Raw genomic sequence first — 24336 nt, 5'->3', positions numbered from 1 at the left:
GAGTGACTCAGATGACATTTTTGCTATTCAGATTAAAAATAGTACTTTACACAAGAAGTGTTACGGGTAACATGTTACCCGTAACCAAGAGATTTGTGAACTAAAACACAAACAAACTTACCCCTTACATGAGATAGGTATCATTATGAACCTGATGGCTCAAACAGCAGATCCAACATTTCTACTTAGTGTCGCGGTGCTCGCTATCGCTGCATTGCTCATCTTAATCATTAAATTAAAAATCCATGCTTTTGTTTCTCTCACCTTAGTGAGCTTCGCTACCGCAATCGTCACAGGGGTACCATCTCAAGACGTGGTACCTACTATGATGAGTGGTTTTGGTGGCACCTTGGCATCTGTTGCCTTGCTCGTTGGCCTCGGCGCCATGATAGGCAAAATATTGGAAGTAACTGGCGGGGCTAAGGTATTGGCCGATAAGCTGGTTGGACGTTTTGGTGAAAAAAATGCGCCACTAGCTTTAGGTATCGCATCCTTGCTTTTCGGCTTTCCCATCTTCTTCGATGCAGGCCTCATTGTGATGATGCCCATCATCTTGAGTGTCGCCGCTCGTTTTGGTGGTTCACCGCTTAAATATGCCCTGCCTTCAGCGGGTGCATTTGCCGTCATGCATGGTTTCGTCCCCCCTCATCCGGGACCAGTCGCCGCAGCAGACTTATTAGGCGCTAACATCGGCTTGCTGTTATTTGTAGGTATTTCGGTGGCAATACCTACCTGGTATATCGGCGCTTATCTGTTTGGCCAATATGCGGGCAAGAAGTTTAATATTCCTCTCTCTAAAGCCTTCTTTAACACAGACACCATCATAGATGAGTCAAGACTGCCAAAATTCTCGACAGTTATAAGTATCTTGCTGTTACCACTCGCGCTGATATTCATGGATACCGGTCTAAATACACTCGCTGTAGCTGGCATACTCGACAGCTCATCACCTTGGGTTGAGATTTTGAGGATGTTAGGCAAAACCCCGATAGCCCTAATGATCACCCTGTTAGTCTGCCTAGCCATCTTCGCTAAAGATTTCGGCATGGCGAAACTAGAAAAACTCTGCGGTGATTCATTAGCCCCTATCTGTGCGGTTATTCTGGTGACAGGTGCAGGCGGTATGTTCGGTGGCGTGCTTCGTGCGAGCGGTATTGGTGATGCACTGGCTGGTGTCCTCTCAGATACTGGCATGCCTGTGATTCTGGCAGCCTTCGTTATCGCCACTTGTCTTCGTGTCGCTCAAGGTTCCGCCACGGTAGCCCTGACCACAACAGCGGCATTGATCGCCCCCGTCGTTGCGGCTACCTCAGGTCTGTCTGAGCTGGATCTGTGTTTCATCGTTATCGCTATCGCAGGCGGTGCGACCGTATTGTCACATTTCAATGACTCTGGATTCTGGCTGGTATCAAGACTATTGGAAATGGATGAGAAAACCACCCTGAAAACCTGGACTGTGATGGAAACTCTCTTGGGCACAATTGCCTTCATCATAGTCGCCGTGCTGAGCATGATTCTTTAAGCGACCGGTCCTGGGTGCACTCTTGTAGCTCTCACGTGATCATTAGATTTAAACAGGGATGTTTAAATCTAAAACCACCAGCTTACCTCCTCGCAACCACACTATGCAGTCTCAGATTTTTTGATGCCTATCTAGTTAACACTAATAAAAATTTAACAACCCTGACACAGGGGGACTCGCCGCGGTGAGGATTTAAGTGCCGAAAGAGTGCTTGATGTACGTCGGCCATAAAGACAGCTGATTTCCTCAATAATAAGCGCTGAAAATGGCATCAGGTAAGAGTTTTGAAATTCTCAAAACATTATAGAGCACCCAAACTTTCGAAATCGAAGAAGATTATCAAGTGAAGTTAAAAAAGCTGCTCATAAAGCATGGGAGCGTCTGAACTACGATCGTTAAAAGCCATGAAAATTATAAATTGAAAAGGCTTTGCTATTTATAGGAGAGCCTTTTGTCACTAGCAATCACCCCGCCCCCCCTTAAAGCCTAGTAATCCTTTCTTCAATACAATCCCCAACACAGAGCAAAGAACACGACATTACCACATGAAAATACATACATTTATTCTCACAACAAAAACAGAACAGTTTATAACCTACTCGCCTTTTACTAATGGACAAAGTGATGTTATCTAAAAGTTTAATCATAGCGTTACCACTATTGGTCGCAACTAACGCAAATGCCCATAGTGAATCGTTCGAGACTTATGGCGATATTGGTCAAATAGCTATCCCATTAACGGCACTGTTTATTGCTTGGTCAAAAGATGACACGGATGGAATGTGGCAACTAAGTAAGGGATGGGCTTACACACAAGGTATCACCCATACCCTGAAACACACTATAAAAGTACAACGTCCTAACTGTAGTGATTTCAACAGTTTCCCGAGTGGTCATACTTCGAGTGCTTTCAGTGGAGCAGCATTTTTACACCATAGATACGGTCTAAAGTATGGGTTACCTGCTTATATAGCTGCTACAGCCGTAGGTGCATCTAGAGTTGATGCTAGCAAGCACTGGGAAACTGATGTCCTCATGGGAGCAGCAATTGCATACACGGTGAGCTATTTCGTTACTTCAGTATATGAAAATCCTGATCTAATCATTGCACCAGCCATGATGGGTAAAGACGCCCACGGCGTTATCGTGAGTTATAGGTTTTAATCAAATGAAAACACAATGACAAAACTAATCGTTGTACTAGTCAACACCTAATCTCTAACTGGAGATGCATTCACTCACAGTGTTTTCGAATGGGATACAAATTCGAGAGCAGATGAAATGGAAGACATTACAGAGTGGTAAATTCCGATGAAAGAACTTCAGTCCCCCCAAAGCTTATCAACTAAAAGTCTTCCCGACGCATACAAGGCCATCTGATGATGGCCTTTCTTATATCTACCTAATACTAATCCCACTTTTGATGTCTAGTTATGAACGAAATGAAACAATGATCTCATTGATACGCATCAATATCACAAACGGCCAGATGTGAAATGCGTGAATTAAACGTACAAACTGATCCTGGCTAGGTTTCAACTCACCCAATCTATGCAAGCCATTAAAAATAGAGGGTTTATGAAAAAGTTAATTATCGCTTTATCAGTTTTACTCGTAACTTCTTTTGTTGCGCAAGCTACAACGCTGCACACTCCAGACCAAGAGTTTATCGACCTCGCAGGCCAATATGGTGTTACTCAAGAAAATTGGGATTCAGGTAAAAATGCTAAACTTACCATGCAAAATGCTTATCGCTTCACAAGCTATGTAGAAATGGAAAATGGCGCATTCATACACGACATGGGCAAAGCCTCAGGTCTAGATCTTAGTCGCATCTACGGCCATGATATTGATGGTCCAATAGCAATGGATATCCTCATCCGTGATCGTTTAAACCAAGAAGCTTTAGTTATTCTTAAAGACGGGAAACTAGTCGATGAGTATTACTGGAATGGGATGAGCAAATATTCTACGCACCTTATGATGTCAATCACCAAATCATTTACTTCTATGACGCTACAAACTCTAGTTGCTGAAGGTAAAGTGAAAATGGAAAACTCAATCACTGACTATTTACCAGAGTTAACATCATCCCCTTCTTTCTCTAAAGCAACTGTCCAAGAAGTTGCTGATATGCGTTCAGGTATCAAAATAGTCTTTGCTAAAGGCAAGATGTGGGATGACCGTATGACCAATGTCCAAGAGTGGAATGGTCAAAATAAGTATCCAGAACTTAAATCAATTTTAGATTTCGGCGAACTAGTTGGCAAGCGTACTGACTTCGATACTGGCGAAATGTATGACTACCAATGCACTAACACTGAAATGCTCGGTATGATCATTGCTAAAGTTACTGGCAAGCCATTAGCAGAAGCAATGGAAAATCGACTTTGGAAGAAAGTAGGTTTTTCAAGTAATGCAAAAATCCAATCAAACTCAAATGGTGAAGCTGTTGGTTCTGGTGGTTTGAATGCTACACCAAGAGATGTAGCTTTAATGATGGATGTATTAGTTAATGATGGCAAAAACCGCAATGGCGATCAAATCGTACCTAAAGCGTTTGTTGAAAGTTTACTAGCTGGCAACAAAGACGTCCGTTCAGCATGGTCTAAAGGCTCTGAATCTAAACTTGCTCCTAACCGTTGGTATAAAGACCAAATCAGAACTTTTGATATTAAAGGTCATAAATTCTTAGCTTTTGTAGGCATTCACGGTCAACTAACAATTGGAGAGCCATCTACTGGAACAGTTTTACACTTCAACGGCGCACAAGATGAAATGCAAGCTAAACGAACAGTTGCTTTGACATTCTTAAGTACCATACCGATCTTATTAGATGCAGTTAACGCTAAGTAAGTAATCAAAAGGGACTCTTTCGAGTCCTTTAATTTTTATACAAAAGACAGGACATTATGAGAAAAGTAATCGTAGCTTCATTAGTAGCTTCATTAGTATCAGTAAGCGGATGCACGATCATTAATATGGCTAAAGCAGGTGGACTAATGATGGACTATAACTTGCTCGCCGTAGGTGATGCTATCTATAACGCTAAAGACGGCAATCAATACCTAGTACCGCCAGCACAATCCAGCAATACTGAAAAGATGCTTGTGTGTTATCAAACATCAGGTTTGTTTAGTGACACCGATGAACAACCATTACGTTTGGTTGCTGATGAGATACTTAAAATTAAAAACTCATACGCTGGAGAAGGTAAAAACCGCTCTGGAGTTTGGGAGTCTCGAACTTGCTATGAATTCACGATCCAACATGATGAACAAACCTTACAACCAATTGGCGCTTATCTTGATGAGAGTACTGGAAAGGTAGTTATTGTCGGCGAAAACAACACCAACTAAGCATCTGAACAGAATAAAGGCCAATCTAGCGATCAATGTAGATCGTTTAAGAACACTTGAACAATCTTGCAGATGATTAATAATCCCTACCAGTATTCTGGTGGGGATTTTTTATGTTTGCGCAAGAGCTAGTTAGTTTATGAGTCTGTTGAAGAAAGTGAGTCCTATGACTTACAATCTCATTCGCTTAAAAATGACAGCGATAGCAAAGGAAACCGAAGCAAATGCGAGCCGATATAAAACACTTTATCCTTCCAGATAAAAGAAAGCACCAAACGTATCCACGTTCAGTGCTCTATATACCTAGCCGCTATCCACTTAAATATAAGCAATAATGCTTATCCGAGTGGCATTAATCTATAGCGGATGGCATTTTTACTTGCATCACTAAGGGCGCATGTGTGGCTTAATTATAAGTGCCTGTATAAAGTATTATCGACTCTTGTAAACATGTTCTCGCATGACAAGGCTCTCTGACTGCCAAGGACGGCAACCCTCCTATCTATATCATCACATTCAATTTATCACCCCTGACTTACCAGTAATCTTAGTGGTGTCTAGTAAAGATATACCCAATATTATGGCGTTCTCGCTGCCCGATTAGCGATATTAACAAGCAATTTTACACTCAGAGAGACACAAGAGAACATTATGAAAAAAGTATTATTGGCATGTGCCTTAACTTCAATCGTTGCTATATCTTCAATCGCTACAGCTAACGCAAGCGAGTTCACCATCAATCCTATGATTGGTGCATCACATAGCAAAGCGGGCGGCGTTAATTCTGCTATCGGTCTAGAAGCTGGTTACGGCGACTTCCTTTTCGGTTATACCTACACTGGTAACAGCAATGATTTTAGCATTAGTCATAGCGAAGATGAGCTAAATCCAGTCCCATTTGCTGATAAAGATTATTCAGCAAGTGTATATAGCAACGATAAATTCAATGCTCACGCTCTATACGTTGGTTATCAGTTTGATATGGGTTCAGGTCATCTTGCAGTTAAAGCTGGTGTAGAGCTTTCAAAGTTCAAGCAAAAGGCTGGCATGAGCTCTTCTATGGTAATTGATACCGATGGCGGCATTGGCAGAGACATAAATAGCGTTAACTTCACGAGCGAAAGTAACTACGAATACGCCCCTATGGTTGGTGTAGGTTACTACATGAACAACGGCCTAAACTTCAACCTTCATTACACTTGGCAGAACGGTACCAGAGACATGAAGAACTCTGCTCAAGGCACTTTCAATGGTGTTCAAGACAGCAAGAAGTTTGCTAATAGTGAAGTTGCTAACAAAGATTTCAGCACTGTAATGTTCACCGTCGGTTACAGATTCTAAGAATCTAATTACTCCCTGCAGAATAATGCCGATCAGTTAAGAAAAATATGATCGATTGACCGATCTTTAAAAGGCTTCAAAATCCAGTACAGACTATTGTTTGCACTGGTTTTTTTATGGAGCTCTCTGAAACTTTGGTGCGTACCTTTATTCATCGTCTCACCGAGTTTGATAGTCTTGGTAAACTTATCTGTCCTGACTTGATTCAAAGCAGCCTAAAATCCAATGATGTCGCTACACTTGTTCAATCGGATTGAGTTCTGGTGAATAGGGAGGGAGTTTGATCATCGTCAGATTATCAAAATCATCATCTAGATCCTTACTATGCCAAAATGCTTAAAAAAATATTCATTAATGTCATGACCAGATAACCTCCCGCCTGTTTCGGAGAGACTAAGTTCCTCAATAAATGTTGAAAGTTGCCTAGATTGAGCAGCGCTCAAGGCGGGAGATCGGCCTGGCGGTGTTTTGTGCTCAAGCCCAACCAAGCCTTGCTCCAGGAAGTCACTCACCCACTTATTTACACTGGTACGGCTCACCTTAAGTATATTGGTTATCTCAGAGCGATTATGTCCTCCACAGAAGTGGGCCAAGGCTAAAAGACGGATCCGCTTTTGTACATTTTTCTCTAGGCGTGCCAGACATCGGTGTTCGTGCATACTTCTAAGTTAAATCATTAATAAATTTAAGAAAGGGAGCCTGATGGCTCCCTTTCTAGCATTCACAACAATCGAATCAAATGCCTAGTTAAAGAGCGGTTGCTATTCTATATACATAAAATAAAATCAAGTTAAACCCAATGGTAAAGCCTTAAATAATCTCACTTTCATTGAAAACACTTGTTTACGCCTACGACCCGTTTTATAGAATAGGTCTAAGTTAAAAACTTAACTTAATCACTTATTCCGAAAGGGGAATTTATGGCGCAAATGATATTGAGTTTGATGTCAAAGGTTATCAAGATAATTTATTTGGCTCATGGGAAGTCACCGATAACGGTGGATGAAAATTTCGCATGCTTAAACTCGAAACTAATGCCAATATTACTCACATTGGTAATCATATTTATTTAGTCGATAATGACAATTTATTCGAAGTCGCATTTTCTTATTATTTCTAGTTTTTAAACTACGGTTCTAACAGTTTTTAGAGCCATTTTTGGTTGAGTGTTATGAAACGAAGAACATTTTTAACAGCAGCAATAGCCACAGTAATTTCAACTAAAGCTTTCGCTACTAACTTTATCGCTAATGAAGTTAAACCTTTCTCGGAGAGTAAGTTCAAAATACTAGCTCTAGTCTTCGATGATTATGAGACATTGGATTTGCATGGACCAATTGAAATGCTCGGTCATATGAAAGACGTTGAAATAAAGTTAATTGGCGCTACTGATATTGTTCCTTCTTATCAAGGACCGAGAGTTTTAACGAATCTTCCTTTAGTTATTACTGAATGCGACCTACTGATAATTCCTGGTGGTCTAGGCACTCGTAAAGAAATTGATAACGTTATCCTATTGGATTGGCTTAAAAGCCAAACAGAGGTATCAACCAAGGTCTTCTCGATATGCACAGGCTCAGTATTGCTAGCTAAAGCTGGCATCTTGGACGGCTTGAATGCTACCACCAATAAAATGGCTTATAGGTGGGTAACTAGCATTTCAAATAAAGTTAAATGGCATTCAAAATCTCGATGGGTAGATGATGGGAAATTCTTAACGTCATCAGGTGTATCTGCTGGAACTGATGCCGCCTTATACTTTATTAGCCAATTACGAGGGTTAGATGAAGCTAACCGAATAGAACGTTTAGCTGAATATAGTTGGAACTCTGACCGATTAAACGACCCATACTCAGTTAAAGAATAAAATAACAGCAGTAGCAAGTATAGTTGTTTGTTTATTAGCTTATTGGTACTGATAAACCAAGCCCATCAGCATTACCGATCCCACCATAGCCAGTGGTTGAAACTACTGACGGGTTTTACTTTACTGACTTGTCACTTATAGACGATCACCTTTTTATACGTGCAAAATAATTACTATTTACGCGTTCTGGGTTTTAGATTTTAATTTTCTTACTGTATTAATTCGCTCAAGATTAATTTAACCTCATGCAACTGGAGATCTTTCAATACAACATCGGTGGTTTTATACTCACGCTTGATGTCATAGGTCATTTGGTGGTTCACATAAATGCTTGCATTGAACTTTGGCACTACAACATCAAAATCAGTTGTGTCATTTCTGTTAACTCTACTCATACTTTCTTCTGTCAATTTGTTAGTGAAGCAATTATCATAATCGGGTAATTACTAGTCATTACTAATGGGTGTTGCTATGAATAATGAAGCACAGATTCAACTCGGTAAGCTTCTGATAAATCAAGAAAAACTTTTGGACCTACTCGCTCAGAATCCGTCTGCTCTAGATGAGTATCCAGATCTCCAATCTCATGTAATAAAGAAACACCCAAACATTATTGCTTATAATAAAATGTCTAAAGAGCAACAATCTGATTTCTATGAAGCATTTGATGAGAGATTAGCATGGTTGGCTTTTGAATTAGCACAAGATTTGAAAATTGACTTTTTGACCCAAAGAGCTGCATTGTTATGTGGTGGTAATATCCAGAAAGTATCCAGTTTAACGATATCTGAAATCGGTTATGAACCATTAGCGAAGTATTTGAACATGCTTTCTGGTGCTGTTCAAGGCCACTTAGAGCCTAAACCAAGTTATCCATTTTTGGCTGAAAAAGGTCGATTAGACCATCAGTTTTGGAAAAATGCAGATAAAGCATTTGATGCATTTATGGATGGTTATGGGTCTCATTACAAATTATCGCTCTGGTGTGAAACGAACATAGGTACAAGAGCACCACAGTCAGCGCCTAAGTTCTTTAAAACATTTAGTGATCCAAGGAACATCCCTGAATGGATTGAATACTCAGGTAAGTAAAAAAAGGGGCTCAAAATGAGTCCCTACATTAACTCGCTAAATAGACCCACTCTTGACCTCATTTTGCAATACACTTTTCGTTATCAGCAGACTCGCTAGAAGGGCTTACAACCTGCTGTAAACAGCGTTAATCCTCTAGCCAATACCACTAGCCATTGCAATTCTCCTAACCAAATTTAGTAAAAATCATTGTAATCACAGTGAATTTGGCTTTATATGGATTAAATGACGTTAGCTAAAATTCCTTTGTATACCGAGATTGATAAATGAAAAATATTATTTGCGACATCGACGGTGTTCTGCTTCACAACAACGAGTTAATCCCCGGCAGCGACAAATTCATTCACCGGGTGCTGGAACAAGGTAACCCTTTGGTTATTTTGACTAACTATCCGGTTCAAACCGGCAAAGATTTACAAAACAGACTCGGCGCGGCGGGGATAAATGTTCCTGAAGAGTGTTTTTATACATCGGCCATGGCGACGGCAGATTTCCTCAAGCACCAAACAGGCAGCAAGGCTTATGTGATCGGCGAAGGTGCCCTCACCCACGAGCTCTACAAGGCAGGCTTTACCATAACAGATATCAACCCGGACTTTGTTATCGTTGGCGAAACCCGTTCTTATAACTGGGAAATGATCCATAAGGCGGCTCGCTTCGTCGTCGAGGGCGCACGCTTTATCGCCACCAACCCTGATACCCATGGTCCAGCGCATAGTCCCGCTTGTGGTGCCTTGTGTGCCCCAATCGAACGTATCAGTGGCCGCATGCCTTTCTATGTTGGCAAACCTAGTTCATGGATCATTCGCTCGGCGCTTAACCATATTGATGGCCACTCGGACAATACAGTGATCATCGGCGATAACATGAAGACCGATATACTTGCAGGCTTTCAGGCTGGTCTGGAAACGATTCTGGTCACCAGCGGCGTGAGTCAGCTCAGCGATGTCGATAAGGAGCCTTTCCGTCCTAACCATGTGTTCGCCTGCGCTGGAGACATAGATATCGTTTAAGGCTTTCTTATGCGGTAAATATTACGAAACACATTTCCCTGAATTAAAAACAAAGCCCACTTGTCAAAGTGGGCTTTGTTCATTCATGATGTGTCACACAAATTTCGTCTATAACAATAACTATAAATAGGACAATCAATGCGATTACTGCCTCCGGTATGTGCGCTAGCACTGCTTAGTGCCTGCAGCCAACAGCCAGCTAACACTCCAACCACTGTAACACCTGAAGTTAAAACAGCCGCCAACAGCTTGGCAAACACCCCCGTGAGTTTCGATGAAGCTCGCTTCAGACAAGATATCAAAACTCTTTCTTCCGATGAGTTTGAAGGCCGCGCTCCAACCACCAAAGGTGAAACACTCACCTTAAACTTCCTAACCCAGGCCTTTAAGGAGATGGGATTGGTTGGTGCTAATCATGGCGATTACCTGCAAGCCGTGCCGATGGTGACCTATACGGCCTCAGAGCAGCAAACTATCAGCTTCGGTGCTTTGGCACTGGAACACAGAAAAGATATCGTTTTGGGTAGCCGTCACGACAATGGCGGCGTCGATATTGCTAACGCGCCTCTGGTCTTCGTCGGCTATGGCATCAATGCGCCTGAATACGACTGGAACGACTACCAAGACATAGATATGCATGGCAAGGTTGCGGTTATTTTAGTCAATGACCCCGGATTTGCTTTACCCGACTCTGGTAAGTTTAACGGTAAGGCGATGACCTACTATGGCCGCTGGGACTATAAGTTCAGTGAAGCAAGTAAACAGGGAGCTCTAGGTGCCATCATTGTTCACGATACCGCCCCGGCCTCTTATCCCTGGTCCGTGGTTGAGAACAGCTGGACAGGCCCTCAGCAAGACCTGGTGGTCGACAAAGCTGAACAAGATAAGCATATAGAAGTTGAAGGCTGGATCACCCTGGATGTGGCAACCAAGGTCTTTGAAAAATCAGGTTTAACCTTATCAGATCTTATGAATAGAGCGGCCAGTGGCCCAATGAATATTCCTCTGAAACAGACGGCTAATATTCAATTTTCCAATACGGCCAGCTATGCCAACAGTTTTAATGTTGTCGCCACCCTTCCGGGAAAAGATCGACCCGATGAACAAGTGTTATTTAGCGCCCACTGGGATCATATCGGCAAAGATGAGAGTAAAGACGGCGATCAAATTTACAACGGTGCCCTCGATAACGCCTCGGGCACCGCAGGTATACTCGAAATAGCGCGTCAGTTTGCCAATCAAGCCAAGCTAGGCCAACCTCTTTCTCGCTCGGTCACTTTCATCGCCACCACAGGTGAGGAGCAAGGCCTACTTGGCTCGCGTTTCTATGCTGCCAACCCAATTTATCCCATCGATAAATCCGTAGCCGTATTCAACTTAGACAGTACCAACATATACGGCCGCACCTTGGATTACACGATCGTCGGCAAAGGAAAATCTGAATTAGAAAATTACCTTGTAGACGCATTGAAAACACAAAACCGTGTGGCAAAGGGCGAGAGTCGACCAGAATCTGGCGGATTCTTCCGCTCAGACCATTTCAGTTTCGCTAAGCTCGGCATTCCGGCAGTATTTGCCGGCGGTGGCAATGAACCCATCGATGAGGCTACGGCCCAGTACAAGGTCATGATGAAGGAAAAAATGAAGGGCTGTTACCACAACACCTGCGATGAATACCGGGAAGATTGGGATCTTAGCGGCGCCTTACAAGATCTGGCCATCTATTACAGTGCAGCAGAAACCTTAGCCAACAGCCAAGATTGGCCTGGATACTTTGCCGGAACTGAGTTTCACTCTCTTCGAGGAGCAAACACTAAGGCCTTGAGTGAATAATACCATTCCGAGTAAGTATCTGATCATTCAGCGGGAGTTCAAAGCACTGTAGGCAAGGCGAATGTTTGAAGCTAATAGTTATTCTCGGCAACAAGCTCCTGCGTTGCTCTACCTCCTGCATCCATGCAGTCGTATATCGAAAACATTCAACGTAGCATAAATGGCTTTGAAACCCGCACTGCGTGAGGCTCTCAGTGTTTACACTTCTGTGTTACATTGACTTAAAGGGGAATAACCATTTCCTCATCAATGTGCCTTGAATTGAAAAAACTGAGAGTCTCTGAACTGACCAGATACTTATATGGAATGGTATAATACCTTAACGCCAGAGACTAGCCACCAAGTTCATGGGTCACTTAGCTTCTCTATTTCATGATGATTTAAGAATGGCTCCCGCTTTCAGGGAGCCATTGTATTAGATGTCTCTATGCCTGTTTTAACGAGGGAAAAACAACAGTTAACTCAGATACAGAGTAAAATGATATTAAGCAATTTCCACTGATAAAAAATCAATTTCAGCCACCCACCACATAGTGAAAACAAATTATCCACAACAAAAACTAACATTCACTAAATAAATCTTATTTTATTGACGGGATTAGTGAGTTAACAACCCTAAAAAACGCAATTTATCTCATGTTTTATCAATTTAGAGTTTGGCAAAAGCGTTAATTACTGGCACAGTAATACCCATTGAGATTTACAGCGATTTGTAGGAGCTAGAATATGTGTTCAATTTTTGCCATTTTAGATATTAAGTCAGACGCAACACAGCTGCGACAGGTCGCGCTGGAAATGTCGAAGTTGATGCGTCACCGTGGACCGGATTGGTCAGGGATCTACAGCTGCGACAAAGCCGTACTCGCTCATGAACGTCTTGCCATCGTCGATATCGATAACGGTGCCCAACCTCTGCTTAGTAGCGATGGAAACATTATTCTTGCGGTCAACGGTGAGATCTATAACCACAAAGAGCTTAAGGCCAAGCTAGGCGATAAATACGCTTACCAGACTCACTCGGACTGTGAAGTGATCCTATCCCTCTATCAAGAGTATGGTGTCGACTTCCTCGATAAGTTGAACGGAATATTTGCCTTCGTGCTCTACGATAAGACTAAAGACCTGTATCTGATTGGCCGAGATCACATGGGGATTATTCCTCTATACACAGGCCTAGACGCTGAAGGGAACTTCTACATAGCCTCAGAAATGAAAGCCTTGATGCCTGTGTGTAAGACCGTCGATGTATTTAAGCCGGGCCACTATTTATGTAATAAGGCGAGCACCACTGACGACGGTTATGTTCAATATTATCAACGTGAATGGCGTGATTTTGCGGCCGTGCAAGATAACCCAGCCAGTATAGATGAGATTAGAGATGCACTGGAAGCCGCGGTTAAACGTCAGCTTATGTCTGATGTACCTTATGGTGTACTGCTATCGGGTGGACTGGATTCATCGGTTATCTCGGCTATCACACAAACTTATGCTAAACGCCGTATCGAAGATGATGGCCAGAGCAATGCATGGTGGCCACAGCTTCACTCTTTTGCCGTTGGTCTTGAAGGTGCCCCTGATTTGATTGCGGCGAAAAAAGTCGCCGACGCCATAGGCACAATCCACCATGAGATCATCTTTACCTTCCAGGACGGTATCGATGCGATTAAAGATGTGATTTATCATCTGGAAACCTATGATGTCACCACCATTCGTGCCGCTACCCCTATGTACCTTATGGCGAGAAAAATTAAAGCCATGGGTATTAAGATGGTGCTATCGGGTGAAGGTGCAGATGAACTATTCGGTGGCTACTTATACTTCCATAAGGCCCCTAATGCACAGGCCTTCCATGAAGAGTTAGTGCGTAAACTGGACAAGCTGTTCATGTTCGATTGTCTTCGTGCCAACAAGTCGATGGCAGCATGGGGACTCGAGGCACGCGTGCCCTTCCTCGATAAAGAATTTATGGATGTGGCGATGCGCATCAACCCAGAAGCCAAGATGTCTAAAGATGGTCGTATCGAGAAGCATATTCTACGTCAGGCGTTCGAGCACAAATTACCCAAAGAAGTGACATGGCGTCAGAAGGAACAGTTCAGTGATGGCGTAGGCTACTCATGGATCGATGGTTTAAAGGAGCTAGCAGCCGAGAAAGTTGATGACCTTCAGCTGGCCAATGCCAAGTTTAGGTTCCCTTATAACACGCCTGATACCAAAGAAGGCTACTACTACCGCTGTTTCTTTGAAGAGCAATTTCCACTGGATACTGCCGCAAAAACCGTTCCTGGCGGCAAATCGGTGGCTTGCTCGACTCCGGAAGCACTTGCTTGGGATAAGAGCCTCCAGGATGTCATTGACCCATCGGGCCGAGCAGTACAATCGGTTCACACCAGTGCCTATTGATCCGCTGACGATTCGCTGAGTGAGTCATTTGATTTTTACCATGCCGTGAACTGCAATTCACGGCATTTTTTTATGCAGGCCGAATCCTTAATACTACTCTGAATATGCGCTGATAACCTCTTCAATATCTTTGAAAATCTATCACAAATCACTCGAAAAATACCTAATACCACTCCAGATGTTCGCTGGTAAACTCTTCAATTTTTTTGATAAATAACCCGTCTTCATAAGCTGCCTCGACTGTAGTCGAAAGCATATCAGGCTCAATAGCCAGCTGATGCTTACGGCTAAAACCGAAATAGATAATGCGCTGCGGCTTAAATCTATAGGGGTGCACCTTAAACAGACTATTAAACTGAGCAAAGTCACGCCTGATACTCGGTAAAGTCATCTCAGGTACAATCAAGAGATCGAAGCGCCGTTTTGCCAGCATTACAATCGCAGTCTTGAGATCGTTAACTACCATCTTACGTAGATCGGGATCTTGATCGAATCGGTCAAAATAATGAGTATGGCGGGACACAGCGATTGTGTAGTCAGCTAACTGCTCGTAATGCTCAATATCAATATCGGGATCACGGCTAATAAACAGATAATGGCTGTCTTCCCGATAAGGAAGAAAGCTGGCATAAGCTTGCCTTTTCGGCTTCAAAATCAAACCAGCGACCACATCCACCTGACCAACTTCAAGCATGCGAAGGCATCTGGCAAAATTGGGGCTGGTCTTGATCACCAACTCATGTCCGATAAGTTTAGCCAACAAGTTCAAAGCCACCAGACTTTCTCCCGTGATCCCATCATCAGATATAATCTGAAACGGAGGATAATGATCGATGCAGGCTCGCATAGAAGGCGCAGCCCAGACAGGTAAGCCGAACATAAGAATAAAACACAGCCAACGTCGCATTTAGCTTACTTCCAGTTAGCGATTCACAGTACTAGTATAAGCCCGATTCAGGGAGTACAACGATCTCTGTCACCTAAGTTAGTGCCAATGCCTTGAAATAGTTTTGACGATCGATATCGAGAACTTCCATCGTCACACTATTTACGCCCGCAGTGAGTGTTGAGACCTTGCTATAAACCTGCTCCAGAAGCACCGTTTTCTGCTCATGGCTGCGACCCGGCATGATAGACAGACGAATATGAATGAAGCTGTTTTTAGGGTCATCGCCAATCAAAAAGTCATCGCATCTGTGGGCTCGGGTCTTGATTGCCGAAGTTTCAAACAGGCCTGAGTCTACAGCGCCTTGGTGGGTTGCTTTGACTAGCTTAGATATATCTATCTGCTCGGCGAGGGGCGCCGAATATTCGATCACGCAATGGGGCATAAATACTTCTCTGCAAAAATGGGGAAATAACGTTTGAAAGCGCGATTATTCTGACCAGATGGCAAATTCGTTACCGCTTGGGTCTTTAAAATGAAAACGTCTTCCGCCAGGGAATGAGAATATGGCTTTAGACACCTCTCCACCAGCACCTTCGACTCTTGCCATAGAAGCCTCAAGCTGAGAAGAGTACAACACCACTAATGGTGTTCCCTTAGCCAGATCGAAAATCTGTTCAGACAAATAGAAACCACCGGCGATACCAGCGTTAGTGAAACAGGTATATTCAGGACCATAATCGACAAACTCCCAGTCAAATACCTGTTCAAAAAACTGCTTAGTGGCAGAAATATCGGCCACGGGCATCTCTATGTAGTTAATCGCATGATGCGCATTCATGGTAATGTCCTGATCTAAGTACAGAGATTGCTAAGTTAGCAAATTCCCTTAATGATTGTCTACAGGCAAGATAATGGGAGCCTATTAGCTCCCATTATCTTAAAATTAAATCTTGATAATTACGCCTGCACAAGGGCTGCTATCAAACCGATAACACCACCAAAAACGCCGCCCCACACCACGAGCCAACCTAAGTGTTCTCTGATCATCTCTTGAATGATGTCCTTCACCAACTCAGGGGTCAACTCGTTTAACCTCTGACTGACGATCTCATTGATCTTGGTCTTCATGTCGGCCAACACATCGGGCTGCTCGAGCTCATTCTTAAGTAAGGTATAAAACTCTTCACTCTGAGAAATCTCGACCAAAGAGGCCTTCATCTTCTCGATAAATGGCTCTTTTAGCGGGGTGATTGCGTCTGTACCGCCAACCATGGCCAGCATTCCACCAAAAGATGACTGCTCAACTGTGGTCACCAGGGCATCAAATGCCGGTGTCATATCAACTTGCTCGATAACCGGTTGTAGATTAATAGGAGATTGGCTGCCACCTTGATCCGACAGGAAGCGATCGATATTCTCATCGGTAAAAAACTGCTTCATCATCAGATGTGAGATGCCGGCTTTGAACTCCTCGAAACGAGATGGAATAACGCCAGAGCCATACAAGCCTGGGACTTTTTCAAATAACATATGGATGGCCAGCCAGTTTGTCAGTGCACCGGACAGCGCAAATAATCCTATGCTCAAGACGATAGCCGATGAAAAATAATAGCCTAATGCCAGCAAGAGGGCCGCGATTAGGTTTGTGATCACACTCTTATTCAATCTGTTGCTCCAAAAATTAAAACAGCTACAAAACTCCTTATGATACCAATCCCACTAATAATGTGATCTTTCAGCGGGAGTTCAAAGCGCTGTAGGCAAGGCGGATGCTTGAAGCTAATAGTTATTCTATATCGAAAGCATCTAACGCAGTATAAAGTGCTTTGAAACCCGCACTATGTGAGCCTCTCAGGCATTCCACTTCTGCGTTGCATTAACTTAAAAGGGAACAACCATTTCCTCATCAATGCGCCTTGAATTGAAAAGCCTGAATGGCTCTGAACTGAGCACCTATTTAGTGAGATTGGCATAATATCATAGCCAGCTGAGTTTTCAGTAATTATGGAGGCACATTATTTCCGACAGGGCAACAGATAGCAGAGTGAATAGCGGACGTGCTGACTCAACAAATTTAATGACTTTATACTTGAATATCACAAATACCGAACCTACAGAGTAGAAAGAAGTAAGGACTCTATAGCTTAGACTCAAATAGAGCCAGAGTATCTATAGGCAAAAATCCATCGCCTTCTATCTTCTCCCGGCGAACCGCCAACACTTGAGTCTCATCGGCAAGCTCCTTAGCTTTTTTAACCAGTTCTGTGCCTATACCTCTTTTTCTATAGGGCTCAGCTACAAACAGATCGTCAAAATACCAGAGTGATTTAAGTAATAATGATGAAAATGAGGGGTAGAGTTGAATAAATCCGACGGGAACATCCACCAAAAAGGCAATAAATATCACGGAATCATTTTCTTGTAATCGGTATTCGATAAACTCTTTACAGGCAGCTAATCGAGAGTCCTGACCTAAGCTTTTCCTGTACTCATCAAATAACGGTGTCAATGACTGTAGATCTTCATCAGTGGCGATTCTAATGTGCATTTTCATTCCTTGAAATAATGTCTATTTATATGACTTACCGAATAATGACATGGATAACTTGTCATCAACTTCCCTTTCAGTTACATAACCTTAACACATAAATATAAATATGATCGATGAATTTTTTATAACTTAGAATATTTAAAAACCACAAGCTGAACTACACTTGGAACTTAATCTTTAATAAGAAAATATTTAACAAAGGACATTCCAATGGGCTCACCATTTAAGACTACGGGTACCTTGAGTTGGCATGAGTTGACATCAAACAATTGCAAAGATTCAATGGGCTTCTACGGGGAGATTTTCGGTTGGACATTTAAAAAAATGGACATGCCACAAGGCCCTTACTACATTATAGAGAATCAGGGGACCAGTATAGGTGGGATAGCCCCGAATCCCAGCCCCAATCTGCCGAGCCACTGGACGGGATACATCACAGTAACGGATGTGGACGAGGTTGCCATCAAAGCGAAAACCTTAGGAGGAGACTTACTATACGGACCCGAAGATATTCCCAATATCGGTCGTTTTTGCTGGATACAAGATCCTGCTGGAGCCATCATAGCCGCAATCACTTATCAAAAAGTCGACAAGTAATAGAATCAAATTTCATAAACTTCTGGACATACTTCTCAGGTCTTTATAATCAAATGAAAGCACATGGATCCTATTCAGAGGCACACCATTTAGAAATACCGACGCCTGGCCTCTCATAACGAAGTCAGGTTCTCCACAGAGATACACTCGATGTCGACTCTTGTTACCAGGCAGTGTCTTCACAGGAAAGTGCATCATAGCGATGTCAAAAGGGTCACCTTGCTGTACCCGGCTCATGGGCTGAGCGTCATTTTTCTGTAATGTGGAGACACATCCGTGATAAGTAAAGTTTCTATGCTCTAACATGAGTTGTAACAGGCTTGAATGCTGATATAGGTCGGCATGATTTCTGGCACCATGATACAAGTTTATCTTTCCTCTATGGCCACTCTTAAGTGCATCGAGTGCAATTCCATATACAGGCCCTAGGCCAGTACCACAGGCAATCAAGCTGATGTCATCTTCAATATAAGCCTTAGAATAACAGCAGTGTCCCCAAGGTCCCTGTAGCAACAGTCCTTCTCCAACACTGGCATGATTAAATAACCAATCGCTGAACTGGCCATTATATTTCCTTTTAACATGAAGCTCGATAAACTCCCCAAAGGGATCATTGGTAATCGCATAACTCCGGGTTAACCCATCGAATCGGCGTAAATTGATGTATTGACCGGCACAATGATTGATCGTCTCAGATAACTTCAACTTAAGTTTTACCACAGAGTCTGATAAATATTGCTTCGAGTGAATTTGAGCCGAGATAAACAGGTCTTGCGCCAAAACAGATTTGAGTTTTAATCCTGATGTGGGCTTACATTGACACGCACAGAGATAATGATCCCGTTTCAAGGTTAAGGTTAATCCTCGCTGTGAACCTGTGGAAAGTTTACCATCCACATGCTTCACCAGACACGTTTTACATGACCCCTTCTTACATGAGTAATTAACTTGATGTCCTTCTCTGATCAAGGTGTCTAAAACTGTCTCATCAGATTGGGCATCGAAACCTTGACCATCGAAATAAAATCTTGTCATCCGTTCACTCTATATCCATTTTGGCTTACAGGGCTCAATTAGAGAGCAATAGTTTAAAACATTTATATAACACAGCCATCAAGTTAGCTAAAATACCTATTAACTGGAATATTCTTCGTGCAACTAAGTCAATAGGCCTCAAATGTCAAAACCATTCACCCAATTGGCAGTCAAATTTCGCCATCTCCCTAAGTATCAACGATACCTGGCTATTTTGTTGACTATTTACCTTATTTTCACCGCTGTACTCGGACTCTTGGTCCCCTATGTTGCTCATAAACAATTGCCCCAAGAATTATCGGCCGTGCTCAAGCGCCCGGTTATGCTTGAAGATGTCTCCATCAACCCATTAACTCTCAAGGTATCGCTGACTGGTTTTAGTGTTCAAGAGAAAGATAAGAGTAACTTCATCGGCTTCGGTAAACTGACCTTCCAGCTGGATTTCTGGCGTTCTATTATCAACGCAGCCCTCAGTGTGGATCATGTGACTCTGGACAAACCTTATGCCTTACTGGAGCGCCTCAACAAGCCTGATTCATTCACTTTTAATTTTTCAGACATCATCCAAGAACTTGCGAATAGTGGAGTCAATGAGACGGACATCGATCAACCAGAAACACCGAGCGGCCTCCCTCATATCAAGGTTAAAGATCTGTCCATCCTAGATGCTGAGCTGCTCTACACTGATAAGGTCACCGATAGCCGCCTCCACTATCCCGCCATGACTCTTCATTTGAAAGCGTTCGACACCCTAAAAAGTTTTGATAGTAATGGAAACGGCAGTAACCAATTTTCAATACGCTTTGTAGGCAAAGATGGGGGAGAAATTGCCACTCAAGGTAAGCTGCAGCTATCTCCGTTAAACATCATAGGTGAACTGCAACTCACGGCAATTCAATTGCCACAATTTTGGTCATTCATTGCCGATGATGTCCAAGCTAGGCTAGATAGCGGTCAGTTTAGTTTTAACACCCATTTCGAAGTCCTAGCTCAAGCAGATCTGGCCCTTCAACTGCTCACCCAAGATGGCCAATTCTCTTTGGAGAATATCTCTTTCGTCGATGATCAAAGCCCATTGCTGTCACTTCCTCTATTGAGCTTAAATGGCATCAGTCTCAACTTAGCCGATAAGCAGGTCAAAATTGCCAGTGTGGAGACAGAGAAATTATCTCTTAACGCTAGCCTGACAACAGAGGGGCTGGATATTCTTCCCCTATTTATGCCTGTTAACTCAGGCGAGAAGCGCTCCCCTAAGTCGTCACAATCTTACGTACAAGAAAAAACAGGCCAAGACTCTGAGGACAAACAGGCCGCCTTAGACTGGTCTGCGATCATTACCAGTGTAGCGGTTAAAGACTACGATCTAAACTTGGTAGATAATCGACTCACAGACAATACCCCTTGGCGAATATTCCCGTTCAATCTGAGCACAGGCGAGATACGCTCAAATCTCGAATCTCCTATAGAATTCCGCTTAGACTTGGCCATAAACAACAGAGGCACATTGCAATCATCTGGCTCGGTGGATGCCAAGCAAGAGACATTGAAAGCCGACATCGCCTTGTCTAAATTTGATCTTAGTCAGATCCAAGCCTACCTGCAGCCATACATTAATATCGACTTAAAGCAGGGGGAACTTAATACCAAGGGCAGCCTCACAGCTGGATCAGATAAAGCGATCTATTTCTCCGGCGATATTAAGGTCGACGAGTTATTGGTGAAAGATAATCTGCACAAAAAAACCTTAGTCAAGTGGCAATCTATGTCAGTAAATCGACTCATTCTAGATCAAGGAAAAAATAAATTATCCATAGAGAGCGTCGATTTCACCAAACCTTACGGGCGCATCATCATTGCCGAAGACAAGAGCACCAATATCCAAGCCCTGCTGGTAAAATCTTCTTCTGAACAATCAGCTAATATACCAAATAAACCAGCGTCAGAGTCTCAAGCGCCTCTCGAAATAAACATAGGCCAGATACGTTTCAATCAAGGCTCTACCTTCTTCGCCGATAACTCTTTAACACCTAACTTCGCCGCCAGTATTGAGCAATTAGAGGGCAGCATAGACAAGTTATCATCCACCGCTAAGCGTCCCGCCTCGGTGGACATCAAAGGCAAGATAGATAAGTATGCCCCGGTCACACTCAAGGGAGATCTTAACCCTCTACTGGAGATGCCCTATCTGGATCTTGCACTCAATTTCAGCAATGTTGAGCTGACATCGGTTAACCCCTATTCCGGCACCTATGCCGGTTACTATATTGATAAGGGGCAAATGTCTCTATCACTGAACTATCAACTGGAGAACAATAAGCTCAAAGGCAGTAATCACCTGGTGGTGGACCAACTCAAACTGGGCAAGCCCAGCGACAGCAGCCTGGCAACCACCCTGCCAGTCACCTTAGCCATCGCTCTACTGCAGGATAGACACGGAGTCATAGATCTAGGCTTAGATGTCTCTGGCGATCTAGACTCGCCGAGTTTCAGCTTTGGCAGCATCATCATGACGGCATTTACCAATGTGATCACTAAAGCCGTCACCGCTCCTTTCAGCTTACTGGCGGGCCTCTTTGGTGATGATGAACAGCTAGATAAGATAGCGTTTGAACCGGGTCAGACGCAGATCTCAGCCGATGAGCAAGAGAAGCTTGCCATACTGGCCAAAGCCCTACTCGACCGACCTAAATTAACCCTGAGCATAGAAGGAGCCATCGATGCAGTTACTGATGCCCGGATCCTCAAGGAGCAAATTTTACGCCAAAAACTGGCGAATTTAAGCCAAACAGAGATAGAGTCTCTGCCAAGTGACCTCTCGGCCAGTAACTTCCCAACAGAAGGGTCACTATCAGATGCACTGATAAGCCTGTATAAAAATGAGACAGGCTTGAGCGCGAGTGAACTAAAACTCAGTATTGAAAAGGAACACACAAAAGAGGCTGAACTTGACCAAGAGAAGCTGCAGACGCTATGGCACATCGCCTTATATAACTTCAGTTTAAACAAACAAGTTGTCGATGATGACATGTTAGGGACCTTGGCCAGTTCTAGAGCAAGCGCGGTAAAAACACATCTGGTCGAGATCAATAAAATACCGCCGTCGCGAATTTTCCTCCTGGACAGCCGAATCGATATTAACCACGGGGCACAGGAAGCCCTGCTTACATTAGGTGCCGATTAAACAAAGATTCAATATTGAGCAGACATGAGTTACACTCTTGCCGTTTTCAGACTTTATCAGAGGTAGCTCATGTTTGTTGTTCGTTGGCTTTTAGGCCGTATCATACTTACTCTTAATTTTATCTTCACTCCCAAGAAACGTAAGCGTCCTTCGGATGAGCAAGCAAAAATTGATAATGAAACTGAGTTGCTGACCCTGTATCAATACAAGGCTTGTCCATTTTGCGTGAAAGTTCGCCGCGCCGTGCGTCGCCAGGGCCTGAATATTGCCACAATTGATGCTAAGCAAAATGACCATCAGCAAACTCTCGTCGATCAAGGTGGTAAGGCTAAGGTGCCCTGTTTACGAATCGAAGAAAATGGTGAAACACGTTGGATGTATGAGTCTTCGGATATTATCAATTATCTAGATACCCGTTTCGCATAACCTACGGCTTCACTATCTCTTAGGCAGTAACATCATTTCAGATTGAGTTACTGCCTTAATTTTTCTCCCCCACATACCTATCAAGCTTTCTCAGCATTTAACTCACCAGTCTTAGATATTGTCCATCGCTTAAGGTCACGAGTCGCTAACGTAAAAAAGTGTATATCATGCTGCGCCCTCGGCATAATTACGCTATTCTGCCTTAACAGCTTGCTCCGCGGCTTAAATTTCTACCTTGTTTATGGATTAAGAAATCAAATATTGCCGCCGAGAAATCATACTAATAAGAACACATAAATCTGATGCGAAAATGCCTAATAAAAACCTTGTCCACCTTGTTTATCTTGAGTGTTATCGCCGGATGCGCAGGAAAAAAAACTGACCCCAGTGACTTTGAAGGCAAAGTCAAAGATAGATTAAAAACAGATATACGAAGTAACGGTACCAAGTTATTTACTTATAAAGCCAAGCTCGCCTCCTCAAGTGACTCTATCGACCAAATGCCCCATCAACAAAGAGTGGAGCAAGCCAAATGGAGTAAACGATCTCGCTCTCGTCCCTACGAAGTCGATCTGACTGATTGGACCCAACAGATAGAACTCGGCTTATCTAAGACATTAGACATGACAGGCTATTGTCGTGAGGGCTATATGGAATTAAGTCGGCTTATCGAAGCCGATCGCGGCGAAATTCGCGGCGAGTGTAACGAAGGTGCGACCCAAGCAGATAGAGACAAATTTTCCTCTTAGCTACAAGTCACCTCGTTTAAGCTGTAAGACTTCAAGCTTTAGCGGCATAAAGTGAAATGGGGTCAAGCACTATGAATTGACGAGAAACCCGTCTTTTCTAAACAAATAACATAAGTATTGATGCTGTGACTGGATTGGTGATGTAGATTAAGTTAAAATCCGCGTCCGGTTAATATCTGCCACTATGAGTGCCAGATCAGTCAAACAGTTCGGTAGAGAGCAATGAATAAAAAACAAAAGATGATCAAGCTAACGGCAAAACGTGCCAAGGCTCGTAAAAATAAGCACACAGCTCCTACGATTAAGAAATATATATCTAAGTCTGACCGAGCTAAGATGCTAGCCCAAGAGGAAGCTGATTCGGCATTGACAACCACTGCAGATAAGAATCCTGCCTCTAACAAAATAGACGCCACAGAGTCTGATGTTGAAACCCAAACTAAATAAGCGGTATTCACCAACATAGCGTTTACGCATT

General features: G+C 43.0%; 22 protein-coding genes and 1 pseudogene. 15 read left to right on the top strand and 8 right to left on the bottom strand.

The annotated features are described in order from the left end of the window. The first annotated feature begins 145 nt into the window (after positions 1-145). The 5 genes from FM037_RS11760 to FM037_RS11740 all read left to right on the top strand — a co-directional run bounded on the left by FM037_RS11760 (position 146) and on the right by FM037_RS11740 (position 6222). Positions 146-1522 carry a GntP family permease gene (locus tag FM037_RS11760; protein WP_144046162.1) on the top strand — a complete coding sequence of 459 codons (1377 nt, stop codon included), beginning with the start codon at positions 146-148 and terminating at the stop codon, positions 1520-1522. 624 nt (positions 1523-2146) lie between these two features. Then, complete coding sequence (locus FM037_RS11755; RefSeq protein ID WP_144046161.1) at positions 2147-2686, top strand: phosphatase PAP2 family protein; 540 nt, start codon at positions 2147-2149, stop codon at positions 2684-2686. A gap of 414 nt (positions 2687-3100) precedes the next feature. Then, positions 3101-4378 (top strand): serine hydrolase domain-containing protein, encoded by a 1278-nt coding sequence (locus FM037_RS11750; RefSeq protein WP_144046160.1) that lies wholly within the window; start codon positions 3101-3103, stop codon positions 4376-4378. Positions 4379-4434: 56 nt separating this feature from the next. Next, the gene (locus FM037_RS11745; protein ID WP_144046159.1) at positions 4435-4881 is read left to right on the top strand and encodes a hypothetical protein; all 447 of its coding nucleotides are present in this window, start codon (positions 4435-4437) and stop codon (positions 4879-4881) included. Between the two features lie 651 nt (positions 4882-5532). Beyond that, on the top strand, positions 5533-6222 hold the full coding sequence (locus tag FM037_RS11740) for an outer membrane beta-barrel protein (protein WP_144046158.1): 690 nt from the start codon (positions 5533-5535) through the stop codon (positions 6220-6222). 237 nt (positions 6223-6459) lie between these two features. Here the strand turns inward: FM037_RS11740 and FM037_RS30535 are convergent. Both FM037_RS30535 and FM037_RS30530 read right to left on the bottom strand, forming a co-directional pair. After that, positions 6460-6558: pseudogene (locus FM037_RS30535) on the bottom strand (transposase); the annotation flags it as partial. After that, positions 6534-6881: a helix-turn-helix domain-containing protein gene (locus FM037_RS30530; protein ID WP_144046157.1), complete on the bottom strand. Its 348-nt coding sequence runs from the start codon at positions 6879-6881 to the stop codon at positions 6534-6536. The gene FM037_RS30530 and the pseudogene FM037_RS30535, both read right to left, overlap by 25 nt. 512 nt (positions 6882-7393) lie before the next feature. Here FM037_RS30530 and FM037_RS11725 point away from each other — a divergent pair. The 5 genes from FM037_RS11725 (at position 7394) to asnB (ending at position 14430) form a co-directional block, all read left to right on the top strand. Beyond that, the gene (locus FM037_RS11725) at positions 7394-8089 is read left to right on the top strand and encodes a DJ-1/PfpI family protein (RefSeq protein WP_144046156.1); all 696 of its coding nucleotides are present in this window, start codon (positions 7394-7396) and stop codon (positions 8087-8089) included. 471 nt (positions 8090-8560) lie between these two features. Further along, positions 8561-9181: a hypothetical protein gene (locus FM037_RS11715; protein WP_144046154.1), complete on the top strand. Its 621-nt coding sequence runs from the start codon at positions 8561-8563 to the stop codon at positions 9179-9181. Positions 9182-9447: 266 nt separating this feature from the next. Next, complete coding sequence (locus tag FM037_RS11710; protein WP_144046153.1) at positions 9448-10194, top strand: HAD-IIA family hydrolase; 747 nt, start codon at positions 9448-9450, stop codon at positions 10192-10194. A 138-nt stretch (positions 10195-10332) separates the two neighbouring features. After that, complete coding sequence (locus tag FM037_RS11705) at positions 10333-12027, top strand: M28 family metallopeptidase (RefSeq protein ID WP_144046152.1); 1695 nt, start codon at positions 10333-10335, stop codon at positions 12025-12027. A gap of 726 nt (positions 12028-12753) precedes the next feature. Continuing rightward, positions 12754-14430: an asparagine synthase B gene (asnB, locus tag FM037_RS11700; protein ID WP_144046151.1), complete on the top strand. Its 1677-nt coding sequence runs from the start codon at positions 12754-12756 to the stop codon at positions 14428-14430. 163 nt (positions 14431-14593) lie between these two features. Here the strand turns inward: asnB and FM037_RS11695 are convergent, their stop codons facing one another. From FM037_RS11695 to FM037_RS11675, 5 genes are all read right to left on the bottom strand, one after another. Further along, positions 14594-15337, bottom strand: a complete 744-nt coding sequence (locus FM037_RS11695; RefSeq protein ID WP_144046150.1) for a substrate-binding periplasmic protein — start codon at positions 15335-15337, stop codon at positions 14594-14596. A 73-nt stretch (positions 15338-15410) separates the two neighbouring features. After that, the gene (locus FM037_RS11690; protein WP_144046149.1) at positions 15411-15761 is read right to left on the bottom strand and encodes a 5-carboxymethyl-2-hydroxymuconate Delta-isomerase; all 351 of its coding nucleotides are present in this window, start codon (positions 15759-15761) and stop codon (positions 15411-15413) included. A 45-nt stretch (positions 15762-15806) separates the two neighbouring features. Beyond that, entirely contained in the window at positions 15807-16157 is a 351-nt protein-coding gene (locus tag FM037_RS11685; protein WP_144046148.1) for a VOC family protein, read from the bottom strand. 119 nt (positions 16158-16276) lie between these two features. Beyond that, a complete protein-coding gene (locus FM037_RS11680; protein ID WP_144046147.1) occupies positions 16277-16984 on the bottom strand; it encodes a DUF445 domain-containing protein in 708 nt (235 codons plus the stop codon). A gap of 472 nt (positions 16985-17456) precedes the next feature. Beyond that, the gene (locus FM037_RS11675) at positions 17457-17867 is read right to left on the bottom strand and encodes a GNAT family N-acetyltransferase (RefSeq protein ID WP_144046146.1); all 411 of its coding nucleotides are present in this window, start codon (positions 17865-17867) and stop codon (positions 17457-17459) included. A gap of 213 nt (positions 17868-18080) precedes the next feature. Here FM037_RS11675 and FM037_RS11670 point away from each other — a divergent pair, with 213 nt between their 5' ends. Then, positions 18081-18467, top strand: coding sequence for a VOC family protein (locus FM037_RS11670; RefSeq protein WP_144046145.1), 387 nt, complete (start codon positions 18081-18083; stop codon positions 18465-18467). 12 nt (positions 18468-18479) lie between these two features. On the opposite strand, the gene FM037_RS11665 is transcribed toward FM037_RS11670, so the two are convergent. Then, a complete protein-coding gene (locus FM037_RS11665; protein WP_144046144.1) occupies positions 18480-19502 on the bottom strand; it encodes a 2Fe-2S iron-sulfur cluster-binding protein in 1023 nt (340 codons plus the stop codon). A gap of 142 nt (positions 19503-19644) precedes the next feature. Between FM037_RS11665 and FM037_RS11660 the strand changes: the two genes are divergently transcribed. From FM037_RS11660 to FM037_RS11645, 4 genes are all read left to right on the top strand, one after another. Beyond that, the gene (locus tag FM037_RS11660; RefSeq protein ID WP_144046143.1) at positions 19645-22683 is read left to right on the top strand and encodes a DUF748 domain-containing protein; all 3039 of its coding nucleotides are present in this window, start codon (positions 19645-19647) and stop codon (positions 22681-22683) included. Between the two features lie 69 nt (positions 22684-22752). Beyond that, on the top strand, positions 22753-23109 hold the full coding sequence (locus FM037_RS11655) for a glutathione S-transferase N-terminal domain-containing protein (protein WP_144046142.1): 357 nt from the start codon (positions 22753-22755) through the stop codon (positions 23107-23109). A 302-nt stretch (positions 23110-23411) separates the two neighbouring features. Then, positions 23412-23858: a hypothetical protein gene (locus FM037_RS11650; RefSeq protein WP_144046141.1), complete on the top strand. Its 447-nt coding sequence runs from the start codon at positions 23412-23414 to the stop codon at positions 23856-23858. 222 nt (positions 23859-24080) lie between these two features. Next, on the top strand, positions 24081-24305 hold the full coding sequence (locus tag FM037_RS11645) for a DUF2986 domain-containing protein (RefSeq protein WP_144046140.1): 225 nt from the start codon (positions 24081-24083) through the stop codon (positions 24303-24305). The last annotated feature ends 31 nt before the right edge of the window (positions 24306-24336 follow it).

Source organism: Shewanella psychropiezotolerans (genome assembly GCF_007197555.1).
Taxonomy (GTDB): domain Bacteria; phylum Pseudomonadota; class Gammaproteobacteria; order Enterobacterales; family Shewanellaceae; genus Shewanella; species Shewanella psychropiezotolerans.
This window is presented reverse-complemented; position numbering and strand designations above follow the sequence as displayed.

What these genes read in the sequence shown, in the direction of transcription:
- FM037_RS11760 (WP_144046162.1), top strand. Translation starts at nt 146, where the DNA reads ATGAACCTGATGGCTCAAACAGCAGATCCAACATTTCTACTTAGTGTC.
- FM037_RS11755 (WP_144046161.1), top strand. Translation starts at nt 2,147, where the DNA reads ATGTTATCTAAAAGTTTAATCATAGCGTTACCACTATTGGTCGCAACT.
- FM037_RS11750 (WP_144046160.1), top strand. Translation starts at nt 3,101, where the DNA reads ATGAAAAAGTTAATTATCGCTTTATCAGTTTTACTCGTAACTTCTTTT.
- FM037_RS11745 (WP_144046159.1), top strand. Translation starts at nt 4,435, where the DNA reads ATGAGAAAAGTAATCGTAGCTTCATTAGTAGCTTCATTAGTATCAGTA.
- FM037_RS11740 (WP_144046158.1), top strand. Translation starts at nt 5,533, where the DNA reads ATGAAAAAAGTATTATTGGCATGTGCCTTAACTTCAATCGTTGCTATA.
- FM037_RS30530 (WP_144046157.1), bottom strand. Translation starts at nt 6,881, where the DNA reads ATGCACGAACACCGATGTCTGGCACGCCTAGAGAAAAATGTACAAAAG.
- FM037_RS11725 (WP_144046156.1), top strand. Translation starts at nt 7,394, where the DNA reads ATGAAACGAAGAACATTTTTAACAGCAGCAATAGCCACAGTAATTTCA.
- FM037_RS11715 (WP_144046154.1), top strand. Translation starts at nt 8,561, where the DNA reads ATGAATAATGAAGCACAGATTCAACTCGGTAAGCTTCTGATAAATCAA.
- FM037_RS11710 (WP_144046153.1), top strand. Translation starts at nt 9,448, where the DNA reads ATGAAAAATATTATTTGCGACATCGACGGTGTTCTGCTTCACAACAAC.
- FM037_RS11705 (WP_144046152.1), top strand. Translation starts at nt 10,333, where the DNA reads ATGCGATTACTGCCTCCGGTATGTGCGCTAGCACTGCTTAGTGCCTGC.
- asnB (WP_144046151.1), top strand. Translation starts at nt 12,754, where the DNA reads ATGTGTTCAATTTTTGCCATTTTAGATATTAAGTCAGACGCAACACAG.
- FM037_RS11695 (WP_144046150.1), bottom strand. Translation starts at nt 15,337, where the DNA reads ATGCGACGTTGGCTGTGTTTTATTCTTATGTTCGGCTTACCTGTCTGG.
- FM037_RS11690 (WP_144046149.1), bottom strand. Translation starts at nt 15,761, where the DNA reads ATGCCCCATTGCGTGATCGAATATTCGGCGCCCCTCGCCGAGCAGATA.
- FM037_RS11685 (WP_144046148.1), bottom strand. Translation starts at nt 16,157, where the DNA reads ATGAATGCGCATCATGCGATTAACTACATAGAGATGCCCGTGGCCGAT.
- FM037_RS11675 (WP_144046146.1), bottom strand. Translation starts at nt 17,867, where the DNA reads ATGCACATTAGAATCGCCACTGATGAAGATCTACAGTCATTGACACCG.
- FM037_RS11670 (WP_144046145.1), top strand. Translation starts at nt 18,081, where the DNA reads ATGGGCTCACCATTTAAGACTACGGGTACCTTGAGTTGGCATGAGTTG.
- FM037_RS11665 (WP_144046144.1), bottom strand. Translation starts at nt 19,502, where the DNA reads ATGACAAGATTTTATTTCGATGGTCAAGGTTTCGATGCCCAATCTGAT.
- FM037_RS11660 (WP_144046143.1), top strand. Translation starts at nt 19,645, where the DNA reads ATGTCAAAACCATTCACCCAATTGGCAGTCAAATTTCGCCATCTCCCT.
- FM037_RS11655 (WP_144046142.1), top strand. Translation starts at nt 22,753, where the DNA reads ATGTTTGTTGTTCGTTGGCTTTTAGGCCGTATCATACTTACTCTTAAT.
- FM037_RS11650 (WP_144046141.1), top strand. Translation starts at nt 23,412, where the DNA reads ATGCGAAAATGCCTAATAAAAACCTTGTCCACCTTGTTTATCTTGAGT.
- FM037_RS11645 (WP_144046140.1), top strand. Translation starts at nt 24,081, where the DNA reads ATGAATAAAAAACAAAAGATGATCAAGCTAACGGCAAAACGTGCCAAG.